This window comes from Brevundimonas naejangsanensis DSM 23858 (assembly GCF_000421705.1).
Classification (GTDB): domain Bacteria; phylum Pseudomonadota; class Alphaproteobacteria; order Caulobacterales; family Caulobacteraceae; genus Brevundimonas; species Brevundimonas naejangsanensis.
On the sequence record NZ_ATXN01000009.1, the window covers coordinates 41,168 to 58,327 of the forward strand.

At 65.8% G+C, this 17,160-nt stretch carries 12 protein-coding genes; 7 read left to right on the forward strand and 5 right to left on the reverse strand.

Annotated elements, in window-relative coordinates:
• Nucleotides 1-83: 83 nt before the first annotated feature.
• Nucleotides 84-1,316: a DUF2254 domain-containing protein gene (locus H556_RS0115255; RefSeq protein WP_024355261.1), complete on the reverse strand. Its 1,233-nt coding sequence runs from the start codon at nucleotides 1,314-1,316 to the stop codon at nucleotides 84-86.
• Nucleotides 1,317-1,535: 219 nt separating this feature from the next.
• Here H556_RS0115255 and H556_RS0115260 point away from each other — a divergent pair, with 219 nt between their 5' ends.
• From H556_RS0115260 to H556_RS0115290, 7 genes are all read left to right on the forward strand, one after another.
• Nucleotides 1,536-2,798 (forward strand): type III PLP-dependent enzyme, encoded by a 1,263-nt coding sequence (locus H556_RS0115260; RefSeq protein WP_024355262.1) that lies wholly within the window; start codon nucleotides 1,536-1,538, stop codon nucleotides 2,796-2,798.
• Between the two features lie 126 nt (nucleotides 2,799-2,924).
• Nucleotides 2,925-3,977, forward strand: coding sequence for a 1,9-bis(guanidino)-5-aza-nonane synthase (locus H556_RS0115265; protein WP_024355263.1), 1,053 nt, complete (start codon nucleotides 2,925-2,927; stop codon nucleotides 3,975-3,977).
• A gap of 149 nt (nucleotides 3,978-4,126) precedes the next feature.
• Nucleotides 4,127-4,447, forward strand: coding sequence for a hypothetical protein (locus H556_RS0115270; protein WP_003168675.1), 321 nt, complete (start codon nucleotides 4,127-4,129; stop codon nucleotides 4,445-4,447).
• A gap of 81 nt (nucleotides 4,448-4,528) precedes the next feature.
• Nucleotides 4,529-4,996 (forward strand): hypothetical protein, encoded by a 468-nt coding sequence (locus tag H556_RS0115275; protein WP_245559519.1) that lies wholly within the window; start codon nucleotides 4,529-4,531, stop codon nucleotides 4,994-4,996.
• Complete coding sequence (locus H556_RS0115280) at nucleotides 4,996-5,820, forward strand: phosphatase PAP2 family protein (RefSeq protein ID WP_024355265.1); 825 nt, start codon at nucleotides 4,996-4,998, stop codon at nucleotides 5,818-5,820. The genes H556_RS0115275 and H556_RS0115280 overlap by 1 nt, the downstream gene beginning before the upstream one ends.
• Before the next feature lie 27 nt (nucleotides 5,821-5,847).
• A complete protein-coding gene (locus tag H556_RS0115285; protein WP_024355266.1) occupies nucleotides 5,848-6,813 on the forward strand; it encodes a right-handed parallel beta-helix repeat-containing protein in 966 nt (321 codons plus the stop codon).
• 213 nt (nucleotides 6,814-7,026) lie between these two features.
• On the forward strand, nucleotides 7,027-10,005 hold the full coding sequence (locus H556_RS0115290) for a TonB-dependent receptor domain-containing protein (protein WP_035303209.1): 2,979 nt from the start codon (nucleotides 7,027-7,029) through the stop codon (nucleotides 10,003-10,005).
• A gap of 87 nt (nucleotides 10,006-10,092) precedes the next feature.
• Here the strand turns inward: H556_RS0115290 and aguB are convergent, their stop codons facing one another.
• From aguB to H556_RS0115310, 4 genes are all read right to left on the reverse strand, one after another.
• Nucleotides 10,093-10,959, reverse strand: a complete 867-nt coding sequence (aguB, locus tag H556_RS0115295; protein ID WP_024355268.1) for an N-carbamoylputrescine amidase — start codon at nucleotides 10,957-10,959, stop codon at nucleotides 10,093-10,095.
• Nucleotides 10,959-11,960, reverse strand: a complete 1,002-nt coding sequence (locus H556_RS0115300) for an agmatine deiminase family protein (protein ID WP_024355269.1) — start codon at nucleotides 11,958-11,960, stop codon at nucleotides 10,959-10,961. Before H556_RS0115300 ends, aguB begins: the two co-directional genes overlap by 1 nt.
• 270 nt (nucleotides 11,961-12,230) lie before the next feature.
• On the reverse strand, nucleotides 12,231-15,521 hold the full coding sequence (locus H556_RS0115305; protein WP_024355270.1) for a TonB-dependent receptor: 3,291 nt from the start codon (nucleotides 15,519-15,521) through the stop codon (nucleotides 12,231-12,233).
• A gap of 169 nt (nucleotides 15,522-15,690) precedes the next feature.
• Entirely contained in the window at nucleotides 15,691-16,854 is a 1,164-nt protein-coding gene (locus tag H556_RS0115310) for a capsular biosynthesis protein (protein ID WP_245559520.1), read from the reverse strand.
• Between the last annotated feature and the right edge of the window lie 306 nt (nucleotides 16,855-17,160).

Genomic DNA, 17,160 nt, shown 5'->3' on the forward strand with positions numbered 1-17,160 from the left:
GGGGCGCCGCATGACGCGAGATGGGCGCAAGGGCAAGTCTTAATGGCATGTCTGCGTCGATTACGTCCAGTGGGTGAGCCTTTTCAGCACGGCGCCTCCGCCTCGAAAGCCGCGCGTTCGACCGGATCGTCCAGCCGCCGCAGCGCTGCCTCGCGGCCCCAGCGGACCGTCTGCGCCGCCGCCTGACCCAGGGCGCCGTCGCGGGTGGACAGAACCGCCAGCGTCTTCTGAACCTTCACCGCCACCGAAACATCGGCCGAGCCGTAGCGGATGATGGGCGCATAGAAGTCCTCGACCATGTCGCGGGCCGATACGGCGGCGATGAACAGGCGATCGAGCTGGCCGCTGTCGCCTTCGGCCGCCTGACAGGTCATGGCCCAGTCGTCCAGCAGGCGGGCCCCGGCGCCGATGACCTGAATGGCCGTGCCCGGATCATTGATGCCCGGCGACAGCGCCTTGCCCGCGATCTCGCCCAGAACGATCAGCCCATAGCGGGGGTCCTGATCAAAGGTGCGGTCGGCCTCAAGGGTGAAGGCGTCGCGATAGGTCTTCAGCCGGTCTTCATCAGGCCGATCCCCCGACAGCCGGGCCAGGGGCTGGCCGCGCATCATGAAGGCGCCGGGGCGCACCAGGATCTCGACCTGACGATCGTCCGCCTCGGCCAGCGCCTGCAACAGGCGCACGTCGATGTTCTGGACATGCCCGGCCGCCGCGCAATCCAGTTCGACGCCGTCAACGACCCGCCCTTCGCGTCCGCCCAGACGCGGCGAGCGGGCATAGGCCTGCATGGCGGCGGCGGTGCGGGCCTCGACCTGGGCGATGGTGTGGCCCAGACGCGCCAGACTGGTCAGGCGGCTGACCCAGGACAACAGGCGGAAGGCGACCAGAGCCACCACGGCCAGACTCAGAATGAAAAGGATCGCCCGACCGCCCGGCCCGTAATATTCGGCGTTGATCGCCGTCACCCCGACCACGGAATAGAGAAAGGCGCCGACGAAGGTGGACAGCGACTTCTGGGTGCTTTCATCCCCCGTCACCAGCGCCGCCGCCCGCGGCGTCGCCGAGGAGGAGACGCTGGTGTAGGCCGTCACCATCGCCCCCAGGGAGAAGGTCGCCACCGCCAGCAGGCTGGACGCCAGAATGGTCAGCACCGCCTCCACCGAGGAGCCGCCCAGACGGTCAGCCAATGCGTCCGGCACATAGTCAGCGCCGAGCGCGGCCAGCAGAGCCGCCAGCACGCCGAAAAGCGCATAGAGGCTGGCGCGCCACCACAGCTGGCGCGACGCCCGTCGAATCAGAAACAGCCAGCGGTTCATGCCCACGCCTCCCGCACCGCCCAACGCACGGGCGCCGTGCGGGTTGCCGCAGCCGGGCGTGCGACGCGACGCCGCCCCGGATCGAGGACCCGCCGCAATTTTTCCGCTTTACATGACAGTCCAATGCCCCCATATCGCGCGTTCCGGCGGACCCCGTAGGTCCTACTTGCGCCGCTAACGCCGGGTCTGGGTTTAACAATCATCAGGGGGTTACGTGAGTTGCACACGTACCAGCTTCCCCTGGACCTGGTCCGTCAGCGGTCCCCGGAGCGTCCGGTCGCACTCGTGCGTCCCCGCTCCGTTGCCGTAGCGGCGCAGTGGTTCCAGGATAATCTGAAAGCCGACGTCTTCTATGCAGTGAAGGCGAACCCTTCGCGCTGGGTCATCGAGACCCTTGTCGAACAGGGCGTCAACGCCTTCGACGTCGCGTCCCTGGCCGAGATCGAACTGGTTCGGTCGGTCAGCCCCAACGCACGTCTGGCCTTCATGCACCCGGTCAAGAGCCGCGGCGCCATCCGTGCGGCCTATGCCGACCACGGCGTGCGCACCTTCGTGCTCGACAGCCATGACGAACTGAACAAGATCCTCGAGGCCACCGGCCACGCCGAGGATCTGAACCTGATCGTGCGCATGGGCGTGTCGGCCGACGGCGCCGCCTATTCGCTGTCGGGCAAGTTCGGCGTCACCCCGGATCAGGCCCCCGCCCTGCTGCTGGCCACGCGCCAGGCGGTCCAGGACGGCCTGATGGGCGTGTCGTTCCACGTCGGTTCGCAGTGCATGCGCCCCTCGGCCTATGAGGCGGCGATGACCCAGGTCGGCCGCGCCATCAAGAAGGCGGGCGTCTTCGTCGATATCGTCGATGTCGGCGGCGGCTTCCCGTCGGTCTATCCGGGCATGGTCCCGCCGGACCTGAGCGAATACGCCGACGCCATCCATCGCGGCTTCAACGAGATGCCGGTGTCGGAAACGACCGAGCTGTGGTGCGAGCCCGGCCGGGCGCTGGTGGCGGAATCGTCGTCGGTGCTGTGCCGCGTGGACCTGCGCAAGGGCGACGCCCTTTATCTGAACGACGGGTCGTACGGCTCGCTGTTCGACGCCACCCACTCGCGCTGGCCCTTCCCGACCAAACTGGTCCGGGACGGTGAATCCTCGTCGGAGCTGAAGCCCTTCCGCTTCTATGGTCCGACCTGCGACAGCATCGACCACATGCCGGGCCCGTTCTGGCTGCCCGCCGATGTGCAGGAAGGCGACTTCATCGAGATCGGCATGCTGGGCGCCTATGGCGTGGCCATGACGACGGGCTTCAACGGCTATGGCGAGCATGACATCGCCGTGGTCGAGGACGCTCCGATGGGTTCGATGTACGGCCTGGCGCCGCGATCCATCCCGACCGTGCGCACCACGGCCGAGGAGAACGCCCGCAAGGTCGTCCGCCTGTCGCGTCCCAAGGGCAAGGCGGGCCAGCGCAAGCGCAAGCGCTGATCCATCACATCACGCCTTGAACTGAAAAATGTCTCAAGGCTTTGGTACAAGCAGCGGCCCGTCGCTCCGTCCGGGCCGCTGTTCCTTATTGACGACGGGCGCTCAAATCCGAGGGAAACCGCTGAAATGAACGCTCCCGTTCAGTCGAACAAAAAAGCCGAACTGCTGGCCACCACCGTCGAGCACGTCGACATCACCAGCTTCGACGCCCGCCCGATCATCGATTCCATGCGCAAGATGTCGTTCAGCTCGCGCGACACCGCCCGCGCGGCCGACATCTTCAACATGGCGCTGGAAGACGAGACCTGCTCGCCGTGGCTGATCCTGGCCGGTTCGACCTCAGCCGGCGGCTGCATGCACGTCTATCGCGACATGGTTCAGTTCAACATGATCGACGCCGTGGTCGCCACCGGCGCCTCCATCGTCGACATGGATTTCTTCGAAGCCCTTGGTTACAAGCACTATCAGGCTGCGGGCCCGGTCGACGACAACATCCTGCGCGACAACTACATCGACCGCATCTACGACACCTACATCGACGAAGAAGAACTGCAGGACTGCGACAACGCGATCTATGAGATCGCCAATCGCCTGGAGCCGCGCGGCTATTCCTCGCGCGAGTTCATCTGGGAAATGGGCAAGTGGCTGTCGGAAGGCAACGCCAAGAAGCCCGGCTCGCTGATCCAGACCGCCTATGAGAAGGGCGTGCCGATCTTCTGCCCGGCCTTCGTCGACAGCTCGGCCGGTTTCGGTCTGGTCAAGCACCAGAAGGAACGCGCCAAGGCCGGCAAGCCGTACATGATGATCGACGCCGTCGCGGACTTCCGCGAACTGACCGACATCAAGATCGCGGCCGGCACCACGGCCCTGTTCATGGTCGGCGGCGGCGTGCCCAAGAACTTCGCCCAGGACACCGTCGTCTGCGCCGAAATCCTCGGTGAAGACGCCGAGATGCACAAATACGCCGTGCAGATCACCGTCGCCGACGTGCGCGACGGCGCCTGCTCGTCCTCGACGCTGCAGGAAGCCGCTTCGTGGGGCAAGGTTTCGACCACCTACGAACAGATGGTCTACGCCGAAGCCACCACCGTCGTGCCGCTGATCGGTTCAGACGCCTATCACCGCGACTCGTGGAAGAAGCGCGAGCCGCGCCAGTGGGCCAAGCTGTTCGGCAAGTAAGAAGAGGCCTTCGGTTCGCCGGACGCATCAAGGGCCGGAAGCGCACGCTTCCGGCCTTTTTTCATGCCCGGACTGCATCAGCGGCGCCCGCGCACGGAACCGGGCCGCCCTCCTGTCGATTGTTTCTAGTCCAGCCAAGGGAGAGCTCCATGACCGACCCCAAGACCGAAAACGACGAAAGCCGCGAAGCCGCCGCCATGGGCGAGAAGACCGATCGCGGCCACCTTCGCGACGCCCTCAACAAGGCGCTGGAGGGCACCGATTCGGGCTCTGACACCCGCGCCGGCTCCCTGCGCGGCGGGTCGGCGTCGGGCTCCGAGATCGATCCGGACCAGGACGTCATCAACGACGCGCTCGCCCGCGAAGGCCTGGCCGCGCGTGACGCCGCCACCCGCCCCGCCGGCGGACCTGAACAGGCGCGCAAGTCCACCGGCCAGCCCGGCGACGACGTTGACGCCCCTACCGGTTGAACCGCCTTGCTGCCGCCGCACGGATAGGCCACGGTGCATCCAAGTAGAGACATTAAGGATGTAGTGGGAATGAGGCGTTGCGTGGCGATCGGGGTCCTGGCGTTCAGCATCGGGCTGGCGGCGTGCGACAGTCCCGCCGCGTCCCAGGGCGAAGCGGCTGCGATCCCATCGGTCGAAGCGGGCGCGGAGGCGGCTACGGGCGACAGCGCCGCAGAAGCTTCGGCAGCCGTCATCCACGGTGCCCCGACCTTCGCCGCCCTCTATCCCGGCGCCGAGGCTGACGGCGCGCCGATCGCCGCCAATGGGCCGAGCGGGCCCGGCGGACTGATCACCTTCAGCACCGATGCAGACCCGGAAACCGTCGTCGCCTTTTATCGTCATCGGGCGGAGAAGGCCGGGCTGGCCTCGATCATGGCCATGAATCAGGGCGAGGCCCGCGCCTATGGCGCCGCCGCATCCGGCGATCGCGGCGCCAGCCTTCAGGTCGTCGCCTCGCCGGGCGAAGACGGTCTGACCTCAGTACAGTTGTCCTGGAGCGCCGGGGCCTGATGCGCGCGCCGGGCGGCCCGCGCGCCATAACGACGGCGGCCGTCCTGGCCGTCCTGTTGAGCGCCTGCGCCGGAACCCCCGCCGCCCTGCGGCCCGACGCCGCCCGCGCGCCTGTCGTGGCGGGCTATCTGGACGAAACCGTCGTGGCCGCCCTGGCCGACGCCGTCCCTCCGCCGCCTGCGCCCGGCTCGGCCGAAGATCTGGACGACAAGGCCCGTTCCGCCCGCTTCATCGCCCTGGAAGACACCGACCGCTGGCTGCTGGCCACGGCTCATGCCGAGTTGCGCCCGCCGCTGGCGCTGCAGCATTTCGACTGCGCCCTGGACGCGCGCCTGGATCCGGCCGCCATTCCGCAACTGACCCGGCTGATGCAGCGGCTGTTTCATGACGCCGACAGCGCCGCCGAGCGGGTCAAGGCCCGCGCCCATCGCTCGCGCCCCGTCGGCGACGATCTTCAGCGCAACGCCTGCCAGCGGCTGACCGAGGCGGGCCGACGCAGCGCCTCCTATCCATCCGGCAGTTCGACGGTCGGCGCCGTCTATGGCGAAGCCTTCGCCGCCCTTGATCCAACGCGCGCCGAGGCCGCCCGCCGCATGGGCGACGAACTGGGCCGCAGCCGACTGGTCTGCGCCATGCACTATCCGCGCGATGTGGCCGCCGGCGACGCCCTGGGCCGCGCCGTGTTTCAGGCCGCTGCCGCCCAGCCCGCTTTCCAGGCCGATCTGATCGCCGCCCGTGCGGAATTGGCCGCCGTTCGAGCGACGGGCGCAGGCAACCCCGGCTGCGCGGCCGAGGCGCAAGCGCTGGCCACGCCTCTGCCCTGATGGCCGCGCCCTGATGACGACGGTGCGATGAGCGTTCTGGCGACCTTCCTGCTGCTCTCCGCCGAGGCCTGGTCCCTGCCCGCCGCCCGCCCCTGCGACGCGCAGGACATCGCCGCCCTGACCGCCGACGCCGATACGCCCTATCTGCTGGCCTGCCGCGCGACGCTGACGCCTGACCAGACGATCGTCCGCCCCGTGCGCATCATCGGCGCAGAAGCTTCAGGCGCCCAGTTGGACTGCGGCGGCGGCACGGTCGGCCGCCCGGACGTTCCGGTCGCGGCCTCAGCGCCGACCATCGCCATCTGGTCACGCCGTATCGACGCCGCCCTCTGGAGCCGTCCGACCGATGTCCGCATCCGCAATTGCCGGATCAACGGCGCCGTGCGGGTCTGGGGCATGGGCGCCGATGGAAGCTATGACGACCTGCGCGCCTCTTCGCGCACAAAGGATCACACCGACCGCCTTCAGGCGACGGCGCCCAGTCATGTGACGCTGGAACAGGTGACCATCCGCGCCGCCGGGACGATCCCCCTCTATGTCGGACCCGGCGTCACCCGGCTGAGCCTGCTGGGTTCGACCCTGGACGGCGACAGCGTCTCGACCGCCATCTATCTGGACGCCGAAAGCGCCGATAACCGGATCGAGGACAATCTGATCCGCACCCGAACGCAGCGCGAGATGATCGCGATCGACGGTTCGGCCCGCAATCGCATCATCGGCAACCGCTTCGAACTGGGCGGGCGGCCCGGCGTCTTCCTTTATCGCAACTGCGGCGAGCGCGGCGTCATCCGCCACCAGACGCCATCCTACAACACCATCACCGACAACCTCTTCAGCGGCGCAGCCCGACTGCGCCCTCGCCTAGTGGTGGAGAACGCTCGCCAGGGCCGACGTTCATATTGCGGCGACGACAAGGGCTACCCCTGGGGCAGCAGCGCCGATGATCGGGACGGCTCCTCGCACAACGTCGTTCGTTACAGTTTTGGGAATTGAGCGTATTTTTTGCGCCTCATCCCGAATTTTCTTCATTTGTCAGTATTTTTTTCTGCACTGTGCCATTATTGACGTAATTCCGACTTGCTTGTGGCAGGCCTCGCCGTAATGTCCCCACCGCAGGGCGAACGGCCCTGATGTGCCGCGAGCTGTCGATCGGTCTCTTCGTTCAAGGGCCGACGGCGGCTTGTTTTGTTCAGGAGAGGGTCTCTTTTGAAAAAGAGAATTGTTCGCGAGTCCTTGCTCGCTTCGACCATTATCGGGGGCGCCGCCCTCAGCTTCATGGCCGCCACCCCGGCGTTCGCCCAGTCGGCCGATGAAGATGTTGCAGAAGTCGCTTCCATCGTCGTCACCGGCTCGCGCATCCGCCAGCCCGGCTACGAGGCCTCCAGCCCCATCACGTCGCTGAGCTCTGAAGCGATCGCGATGTCGCAGCCGGTGGCTGTTGAAGAGCTGGTCAAGGACCTGCCGGCCGCCGTGCCGGCTGTCGGTTCGGCCACCAACAACGGTTCGGGCGGCGGCGCGACCATCAACCTGCGCGGCCTGGGCACCAACCGTACGCTGGTGCTGATCAACGGCCGCCGCGTGGTGCCGTTCAACCTCGAAGGCGTGGTCGACACCAACACCATCCCGCTGGCGCTGGTCGAGCGTGTCGACACCGTCACCGGCGGCGCCTCGGCCGTGTACGGCGCTGACGCCGTCGCCGGCGTGGTCAACTTCATTCTGAAGAACAACTTCGAAGGCGTCGAGGTCAACTCCTCCTACGGCTTCTCAGGTGAAGACGACGCCGTGCGTCGCAAGTTCGACGTCACCCTGGGCGGCAACTTCGCCGATGACCGCGGCAACGCCGTCGTCAGCTTCGGCTACACCAAGACCGACCCGCTGTACCAAGTGCGTCGTCCGTGGGGCGAGGTCGCTCTTTCCTCGACCACCGGCAACCCGCTGGGCTCGGGCACCTCGGTTCCCGGTCGCTTCGACCTGACCCCCGCCACGATTAGAGACGCCGACGGCAACATCATCCGTCAGGGCACGGCTCTGCCGCAGGGCGCAGAGTTGGATCCCACCACGGGCGCTCTGATCGGCTCGAACCACCCGAACTACAACTCGGCCGGTTACAACTACAACCCGTACAACCTGTATCAGACGCCGCTGAGCCGCTATCAGATCAACGGTCTGGGCAGCTTCAAGATCAACTCGGCCGCTGAAGTCTACAGCCACCTGACCTATGTCCAGAGCGATGTTTCGCTGGACAACGCGTCGAGCGGCACCTTCGGCAACACCTATCAGGTGCCGATCGGCAACCCGTTCATCCCGGACGCCATGCGCCAGCAATTCTGCGGCGCCCTGCTGATCGATCCGGCCAAGTGCGTCGCCGGCGCCGGCGGCGACACCATGATGGACCTGACCATCAACCGTCGCTTCACCGAAATGGGCACCCGTCCGGTCGACATCGAGAACAAAACGGTCCAGCTGCTGGCTGGCGTCCGTGGCGACATCAACGCCGACTGGAACTACGACGCCTACATCTCGCACGGCGAGACCCAGCAACTGCTGACGCGCCGTAACTGGGGTTCGCTGTCCAAGCTGCGCAACGCCCTGAATACGGTCTCGGCGACCGAGTGCCTGGTTCCGGGCGCCACCACCGCCGTCGCAGGCTGCGTGCCGATCAACGTCTTCGGGCCCGAAGGCACGATCACCCAGGAAATGATCGACTACATCAACCTGTCGTCGATGAGCAAAACCACCATCAAGCAGGACGTGGCCTCGGGCTCGATCTCGGGCCTGCTGCCGGAGCATCTGTCCAGCCCGTGGAGCGAGCGCCAGATCGCTGTCGCCTTCGGCGCCGAATGGCGTCGGTCGGGCGCCTCGACGCGCGGCGACGCGGCTTCGCAGACCAACGGCGAAATCCTGGGCACCGGCGCGCCGGTTCCGGATCGCAACGGTCAGTTCGAAATGCGTGAAGCCTTCGCCGAACTGGCGGTGCCGGTGATCGAGAACCTGCCGTTCATCCACAGCCTGAACCTGGAAGCCGGCTATCGCCAGACCGAGTTCAAGGCCGGCAGCTCCAAGACCAACTACGGCAGCTACAAGATCGGCGGCGACTGGTCGCCGATCGAGGACGTCCGCGTCCGCGCCATGTATCAGCGCGCCACCCGCGCCCCGAACATCGGCGAATTGTTCAACCCGCAGGTCACCGGCCTGGGCAATATGGCGATCGATCCGTGTCAGTTGAACCTGATCAACTCGGCTGACGCCAATACGGCCGGCACGCTGAGCAACCTGTGCCGTCTGACCGGCGTGCCGGAAGGCGCGATCGGCTATGTGGCTGCGCCGAACTCGGGCCAAGTCAACCAGCAGACCGGCGGCAACCCGAACCTGGGTCCGGAAGAAGCCGACACCTGGACCATCGGCGCCGTCTGGCAACCGGCCTTCGTGCCGAGCCTGCGTCTGAGCCTGGACTACTACGACATCAAGATCGACAAGACGATCAACAGCCCCAGCCTGGCTGATGTCATGAACGGCTGCTACGACAAGGCCCTGAACCCGACGCTGGCGTTCAACGACAGCTGTAAGGCCATCCAGCGCAGCACCGCCAACGGCTCTCTGAACGGCGTCGACGCCAAGGGCGTCATCCGCCCGTCGACCAACGCCGGCAACGAGCGCGTCTCGGGCTTCGACATCGCGGCCAACTACCGCGTCGAACTGTCGGACTTCGGCTGGGGCGACATCGGCCGCCTCGACCTGAGCGTCAACGGCAGCATCCTCACCAAGCACGAAACCCAGGCCACCCCGGCCTCCGTGCTGCGTGACTGCGTCGGCTACTACTCGGTGTCGTGCGGCGAGCCCAAGGTCAAGCAACGCTGGAACAGCCGCGCGACCTGGACGCTGGGCGACTATTCGGCCTCGCTGAACTGGCGTCACCTGTCCGGCGTTGAAGTCGAGCCGAGCGCCACCAAGTGGTTCCCGGACTACGCCCAGATCGACAGCTACGACTACTTCGACCTGAGCGGCCGCTGGGACATCACCCAGACGGTGCGTCTGACGGCGACGATCAACAACCTGTTCGACAAGTCGCCGCCGATCGTCGGCTCGCAGATCGGCACCACGGCTGCGAACAACGGGAACACCTTCCCGCAGACCTACGATGCGATCGGTCGCTACTTCACCTTCGGCGCCACGCTGAAGTTCTGATAGCGTTCAACGCATAAAATGAGAGAGGCGGAAGACCCCGGTCTTCCGCCTCTTTTCTTTTGGGATCGGATTTTTACGAAGACCGGATCAGGCCGGGCGTCCCGTGGCCAGGGCGCCGTAAAGATCCGTCCTGCGATCGCGGAAGAAACCCCAGGCTGCGCGGTGGCGATCCAGGAAGTCCAGATCGAAGGTGTGGACCAGCACGCCCTCCTCCCGATCCAGGCTCTCGACCAGATCGCCGCGATGGTCGGCGATGAAGGAGTGGCCGTAGTAGGTCTGGCCTGCGTCCGTCACCTGCTCGTGGCCGATGCGGTTGGCGCCGACGACCGGCACGACATTGGACACGGCGTGACCCTGCATGGCCCGCCGCCACGGAGCGGCGGTGTCCAGCGTATCGTCATGCGGCTCGGTGCCGATGGCGGTAGGATACAGCAGCACCTCGGCGCCCTGCAGCATCATCGCCCGCGCCGTTTCCGGGTACCACTGATCCCAGCAGATACCGACGCCGATGCGGCCGAAGCGCGTGTCCCAGACCTTGAAGCCGGTGTCGCCGGGGCGGAAATAGTACTTCTCCTGATAGCCGGGGCCGTCGGGGATGTGACTCTTGCGATAGACGCCCATCAGCTCGCCGTCGGCGTCGATCATCACCAGGCTGTTGAAGTAGTGCGGTCCCTCGCGCTCGAAGATGGAGACGGGCAGGACGACGCCCAGTTCCCTGGCTACCGGCTGGAGCTGGGTCACGGCCGGGTGCTCACGCCACGGATAGGCGGCGCCGAACCACTTCTCTTCCTGAGAGACGCAAAAGTACGGCCCCTGGAACAACTCCGGCGCCAGGATGACCTGGGCGCCCTTGGCTGCGGCGTCGCGAATGAAACCGATGGTCTTGTCGATGTTCGCCTGCATGTCCTCGCCGTACGAGGTCTGGATGGCGGCGAGAGTGATTTGACGGGTCATCACGCGGGCTCCTGCTGGCTGATGCAGTGGAAGGAACCGCCGCCCGACAGGATGGCGATCGACGGCAGGGGGATGATCTCGCGATCGGTGAAGACAGTGGCCAGGGCCTCGCAGGCCAGACGGGCGGCCATGTCGTTGCCGTAGGTCGGCACGATGACGGCGCCGTCCGCGATCAGGAAGTTCATGTGGCTGGCCGGGACCGGGCGTTCGTCCTCGTCCAGGGTCAGGCCCGGCGACGGGATGCGCAGCACCCGGATCGGGCGACCGGCGGCGTCGGTCATGGCGGACAGGGCCTGGGCCGTCTCGTCATAGACGTCGGCATTGGGATCCTTGGGGCCGAAACCGATCGGGCAGGCGACGACGCCGGGCGCGACGAAGCGGGCCAGGTTGTCGACGTGGCCGTCGGTATGGTCGTTCAGCAGGCCGTCGCCCAGCCACAGCACCTTCCTGGCGCCCAGGGCATCGGCGAAGGCGGCTTCGGCCGTTTCTTCGGTCCAGCCGGTGTTGCGGTTGCGGTTCAGCACGCACTGGCGCGTGGTCAGCACCGTGCCCTCGCCGTCATGATCCACGGCGCCGCCTTCCAGAATGAAGTCATGGCGGGTCAGGGCGACGCCCGTCTGTTGGCCGATCTGGTCGGCGACCTCATCATCGTGCGGCAGGTCGTACTTGCCGCCCCAGCCGTTGAAGACGAAGGCCTGGGCCGACGCCGATCCGGCGCCGAAGATCGGCCCCGTGTCGCGCAGCCAGATGTCGCCGAAACGCCCGGCCACGACGATGACGCCGGCCACGTCAGCGAAGCGCGCCTGAGCGTTGGCCAGGGCCTCGTCATTGCCGACCATCAGCTTGACCTGTTCGCGGCCCGGCCCGGCCAGGGCGCGCACCAGAGCCTCAACCTCGGCCTGGGCAGGTTCGAGGTTGTCCTCCCACAGATCGGCGTGACTGGGCCAGCCGACCCACATCGCGCGATGCGGCGTCCATTCAGCAGGGATAGGCGGGATCATGGGCGAAGTCATGGGCCGAAAACGTCCACATAAAAGGGATGAAGCACGAAGGGGGCGAGATAGGCCCTGAAGGCCTCGGGTTCAATGGCGGCGGGCCTCGGCGGGTCAGCCGCTTCAACGCAGCAGGCCTGCTCAACTCGCCTCAAGCAGCGCGACCGCGCGATAGGCGACCTAGAATGGCCTCAAGCAGCGCGAATGCGCGGTAGGCCACCAAAAAGAAAGGGCGGCCCGTCGCCGGACCGCCCTCCCCTAGTCTTCGTTCAGCGTCGCTTAGAAGCGATAGCGGACGCCGACCTTCACCTGCCACACCGACTCGGTGCCGAAGGTGCTCGGGCTGCGAGTCGAGAAGCCCGTGTAGTTGTACTTGCCGTCGACGATCGAGGCCGCGACGTTGTTCGAGGTGTAGGGGAAGCCGATCTGTTGGATCGTGCCCCACTCGTCGTTGATCAGGTTGCCGAGGTTCTTGACGTCGACATAGCCTTCCAGCTTCGCGCCGCCCGGGAAGAAGGCGGGCAGTTCCTGCGAGATGTGCAGGTCGACCGTCGTCACATAAGGCGACTTGAAGGCGTTACGCGGCGAGATTTCGCCAGCATATTTGATCAGGCCCGTCGAGTGCAGGAAGTCGTTGAAGGCGCCGACGTTGAAGTTCGGGCCATAGGTGACCAGCGGATCGCTGGTCGCCGTGACGTTCCCGGCCGAGTCGGCCGCCGGCACGTACAGCAGCTGACGCTGGGTCGTGACGTGTTCGCCGTACAGGTTCGCCGGGCTGGTGCCGAAGGTATAGCTGTAGGGCAGGCCCGAACGACGCTGGGCGTACAGGTTGAAGCGCGTGCGGTAGTCGCCGAAGAAGGCGCGCGAGTAGGTCAGGTTCAGCTTCAGCGCATGCTCGATCTCATAGTTCGAGTCCGCCAGGGTCGGGTCGTTAGGGTCCGACAGGGCGATGTTGCCGAAGTTCGAGCTGGCCGTCGACGAGGTCGCCGGCGAACGGTCCGTGCTGTCCAGATAGGTGTAGGACAGGTTGAAGCCCGCGCCGTCCAGCCAGCCGTCGTACCAGGCCTTATCCAGACCGATAGCGAACTGGTCGGTCTTGCCGCCATTCAGGTTGGTCAGCATCAGCACCTGCTGACCGCGACGGACCGGGTTCGGCCCAAAGATCGGGCGACCGTCAGGCGCCGTGCCGTTCTGGGTCTGAGCCATGCTGAGGTCGACCCAGCCGATGGCGTTCTCCAGTTCCGAGTGGACGTACTCGGCCGTCACGCTCCAGCCCGAGCCCATGTTGAAGCGGCTCAGATCGAAGATCTTGTTGACGCCCAGCGAGGTCTTCCAGATCGACGGCGTCTTGAACGCCGGGCTGATCAGGTTGATGTTGCCGGTGCCGAGTTCAGCGCTCTCGGTGACCTTGTCCTTGAGCTGCTGGTTCGGATTCAGGCCATCGACGTTGGTCAGATACGAGCCGTCCGGGCAGACGCCGAAGCCGCCGGCGAACTGCGACTGGTAGTCAGCGGCCGACTTGCACTGGAACGAGCCCGTCAGGTTGCCGGGGTTCGAGTAGGAGTTCGAAATCCAGACGTTGGGCGAACCGCCCTGGAAGCGACCGAAACCGCCGTAGACGGTCAGGCTGGGATCCGGGCGCCAGTTGAAGCCGAAGCGCGGCTGCAGGATGCTGATGCCGTCCAGGTTGGTGTCGTTGCCGAAGCCGAAGCGGTCATAGAAAGCCTGGTTGTACTTCGGCTTGTCGTCCGAGGTGTACCAGTCGTAGCGCAGGCCGGCCGTCAGGGTCAGGTTGGGGCTGACCGACCATTCGTCCTGCAGGAACAAGGTGTTCAGCGCGTAGCTGAAGCTGGCGCCGCCGTCGTTCTTGTTGTTGCTGGCGGCGTTGGTGTAGCCGACCGAGGACGCCCTGCGGGCTTCGAAATCGGCCAGAGACGCGAACTCGTATTCAGCGTTGGCGACCTGGACAAACAGGTTGAAGATGTCCTGTTCTTCGCGCTCATAGCCGCCGGTGAAGCGGTGACCGAAGCCGGCTTCCCAGTTGCCGACCAGGCGATACTGCATCGTGTCGACCGTCAGCATATTGGCGTGACGCGAACGCTCGGGACCGAAGCGGATCGAACGACGCACGCCGGTGTTCGGACCGGTCGGATCATCCAGATAGACCTGCATGGCGGCGAAGTCGTTGCCGCCCAGGCCGGTCGACAGACCTTCGGTTTCCTTGCGGCTGACCGAGAACTCGGTCGAGAAGGTGTCGGTCCAGTCGGAGAACAGCTGGGCCTTGTAGGCCGTCAGGTTCTGGTCGATCTGATAGGCCGACGACAGCAGACCGACGCTGACGTAGTTGCCGCTGGTGACCGTGTTGTTCAGGCGCAGATCGCTGCCCTTGGTCTGCTGGTACGAGAAGACCGCGCGGTGCTGGTCGTTGATGTTCCAGTCCAGCTTGGCGAAGTATTTCTCGTCCTGAACGGTCAGGGCGTCGGCCGACCAGTCGAGCGGATCGTAGCCGTAGACGCTCTTGGCGATGTTGCGGACCTGGTCAACCTGGGCCTGGGTGATGCCCGGCACCTGGTTGACGGCGCCCGAGCCTTCCGGACCGGACAGGACCGGTTGGGTCGACTCATATTTTTCGTAGTTCAGCAGGAAGAACAGGCGGTCCTTGATGATCGGGCCGCTGAGGGTCGCGCCCCAGGTCTTCTCTTCGAACTCGCCGGTCAGCGAGCGGTTCTGACGCTCGCCCGAGACGAAGTCCTTATAGCTGAAGCTGTCGCCGCGCAGGCTGTCGTTGGTGACTTCCCAGAAGGCTTCGCCGTGGAACTCATTGCCGCCCGACTTGGTGACCGAGTTGATCACGCCGCCGGTGAAGCTGCCGTACTGGACGCCGTAGGGAGCCACGTCGACGCTGACCGCTTGCAGCACCGAACGCGAGATCGGCGAACGCAGGGTCGGATAGCCGTTGCCGTTCAGGCCGAAGTCGTCGCCCTGCTTGATCCCGTCGATCAGCATGGCGTTGTAGCGGGTGTTCTGGCCGCCGATCGACAGGGCGTCGTTGTTCGTCGGGTCCACCGTGGCGAACGGGGTCGTGCGCACGATGTCCTTGATGTCGCGGCTGATGGACGGCAGCGTCTCGATGTCTTCCAGGTTCAGGCGAGCCGTCGGCGAGGTGCGCACAGCACGCACGCCGCGCACGACCACTTCAGCCACTTCGGTCGCGCCCGTGTCGGCCGCCATGGCCGAGACGGTGACGTCGAACACGGTCGGGGCGCCGATGCCGACGCTGCCCAGTTGAGCCGTCTCGGTCTGGCCGTCCACCATGACCGTCACCGAGTACGGGCCGCCGACGCGCAGGTTGCGGGCGGTGTACAGGCCGTCTTCATTGGTGACCGTCGTGGTGCTGGTGCCCGACGGAATGTGGGTGACGACGACGGCCGTATTGGCCACCGGCGCGCCGGCCGCGTCCGTGATCACGCCCCGGATGCCGCCCGTGGTTTCCTGGGCGAAGGCGGCGCTGGAGGTCGCCAACAGGATAGCGGCGGCGGAAACCCCATAGGCGAGGTTGCGGTTCAACATGGGTGCTGTGATCCTTTTCGACGCATTTGCCAGAACGACAATCAGCGCGGTCATTGATGAGGCGGCTTTAGGCCCCCCATCGGACGCTCGGACGACAACTGGATGACAGAACGATGACAGCGCCCAAGGGTGACCTGAGAGCCACACCGTACAGAGGGCGGTTGGCGACCTAGGCTAGGCGTGTGGCCAGGGCGTCCGCCACGCGTTCGGCGGTCGCGTCCAGCGCACGGGGCTCATGATAGTTGCCGTTGATCTGGGTCCGACTGATCACATAGGCGCGGAAGGCCGTGAACAGGCTGCGATCCGCAGGCGTGGGCGCGCCCCAGAAGGCGTCCAGGGACTTCTGATCGGTGAGCCCCTCGAAATCAAAGAACGCCTGCCCCAGCACCTTGACCGGCGTACCGAAACCAAGCGCCGACAGGGCCGCACTAGAGTTATTGACCACCATGCCGCGCGAAGCCCGGCACAGCTGAGCCAGATTGCCCCCGTCGATGAAGTCGACACGGCCAGTCAGGCCATGCCTGGCCGCAAGGCGTCGCGTCTCACGGCCCAGGTTGATCACGCCGGGATCCAGCGGATGGTTTTTGACAAGCAGCCGCATCGACGCAGGCGCCGAGCGGGCGAAGCTGGCCATCACCCGATCCAGGAAGGACAGATTGTCGTGAATCTCGGAGTAGCGCAGCAGTTGGGCGTCGCCGTCCCGCTGCAGACAGGCGATGAAGAAATCGCCCTTGGCCTGAAGGCGCCCCACATCCTTGGCCTGGGCGCCTGATACGGCGAGGGCCAGATATCGCCGCACATGGCCCACGCACTGCCTCCACGGCGAAGCGGTGTAATAGTGGCGATAGTGCGGGAACATCAAACGGCCAAAGGGCTGGACCGCATGATAAAAGCTGATGTTGAGCACGTGATGCGGCAGGATCTTGCCGACAGGCCTTGAAATCGGCAGTTCCGGCGGCGGCGGCGGATAGCCTGCGCCCGAACGCGGCAAGCCGCTCGAGGCATTGACGCCGTTCCGCTCCAGAGTGATCCAGTCCGGCCGAAAATAGCCGTTCTCCAGCACCCAGACACGGGCTGGAAGCTGCTTCGCCTGGGTCAAGACGCCCTGGTTATAGGGGCCGCCCTCTCCGAAAAGGATGATGTCGGTGAACTCTTCAGCCAGACGCGCGACGTCCTGCGGCCATTGCGTGGCGGGACGGCGATAGACGAGGCCGCCGGCCCTCCCCCAGTTCGAAATGTCTCCGGCGTTGAACAGCATGCGGCGCACTTCGCCGCCCCGGCTCTCGATGGCGCGCGCCAGCCTGCGCCCGAACCGCCCGAAGGGCGCGGACACGACAAGAAACCGCCGTCCAGTCAGGTCGACAGGAGCCTGTAGGCCGGCGACCGGCTGGTCTGGATCGAAGGGCGCGAGCAAACGCTGATATCTCTCTAGCGACAGAGCCTTATTAAACTTCCGACCAAGACGAACAAGCGAATAGGGCCTGTGCGCCGCCTGAAGTTCAAACGCAACCGCCGAACCCAGAAACCTGAGTTCGGCGGAAGGTTCTTATCGACGCTTCTTCGGTCGCGGGGGCCGGGATGAGCCGGCCCCCTTGAGCCTTAGAAGTTGATGTCGACGGTGGCGCGGCGGTTCAGCGGC